The organism is Fundidesulfovibrio magnetotacticus (genome assembly GCF_013019105.1).
Classification (GTDB): Bacteria; Desulfobacterota; Desulfovibrionia; order Desulfovibrionales; family Desulfovibrionaceae; genus Fundidesulfovibrio; species Fundidesulfovibrio magnetotacticus.
The window spans coordinates 1-913 of record NZ_BLTE01000049.1 but is presented as its reverse complement, the minus strand read 5'-3'; the positions used below and the strand labels follow the sequence as shown (position 1 = coordinate 913).

At 68.8% G+C, this 913-nt stretch carries 1 protein-coding gene; it reads right to left on the bottom strand.

The features are described 5' to 3' along the window. Window positions 1-156 precede the first annotated feature (156 nt). Window positions 157-621, bottom strand: coding sequence for a CBS domain-containing protein (locus NNJEOMEG_RS20240; RefSeq protein ID WP_173087286.1), 465 nt, complete (start codon window positions 619-621; stop codon window positions 157-159). Window positions 622-913: the final 292 nt, after the last annotated feature.

The following is a 913-nucleotide window of genomic DNA, read 5'->3' as shown; positions in this document are numbered from 1 at the left end:
GTGCAGCGCGTCGTGCTGCGTGAGCACCTTGGTGAGCAGCGTGAGCGCCGCCCCGGCCATGGCCACCTTGGTCTTGTGGATCTTCTCCGAGACGATCACCGCGTAGGCGGTGAAGAAAATGCCGACCGCTATCCAGAACATGTGGGATACTCCGTGTTAGCCGGGGTGGGCGGGCGCGCCGCCCAGTTCGATGAGCCTTGAGAGCACGGCCTTGCGCGTCACCTCGCCCACGCTGCGGCCTTGGTCGTCCAGCACGGGCAGGGCGTTGATCTCGCGCTCCTTGAAGAGGGCCTCGGCTTCCAGGAAGTGGGAGTCCTCCGTGAGGGTGGCGCAGCCTGAGGTCATGAGCTCGCGGGCCGTGAGGGCGCGGTTCTCCTCCAGGGCGCGGCGGATGAAGGCCTCCTCGTCGGCCACGGCCTTTGCCAGGTTGGCGTCCACGTAGAAGGGCAGCATGACCTTGAGCACGTCGTAGCTGGAGATCACGCCCAGGAGCCTGCCGTGGGCGTCCACCACGTGGAGCAGGCGCGCGGGCATGCCGCGCATGGCCCGCAGCACCGACTCGAATCCCTCGTCGGGCGCGATGCGGTGGATGCGCGTGTTCATGATGTCGCGGATGTTCATGGTCCTCCTCGAATTTTGCGTACGCGCCCTTGCGGTTTTGGTCCCGGGGCTCCGGCCCCGTCCGGGTTCGTCCGGGGTCCGCTACGGTCCGCCCGGGGTCCGCGGGCTCGGTTCGGGGCCGCACCGGTCAGCCCTGGGCCGCCGGGACGCGGTCTCGCGCGGGCCTCGCGCAGGGGGCCGGCCGGACTCTTGTCCGGCCGGCGGGCGGCGTTTGTTCCTATTTCTTGGGGATGGCCCAGTCGGGCATGACGGAGAGGTCCACGCCCCAGACCAAGGGCATGAGGTAGTAGAC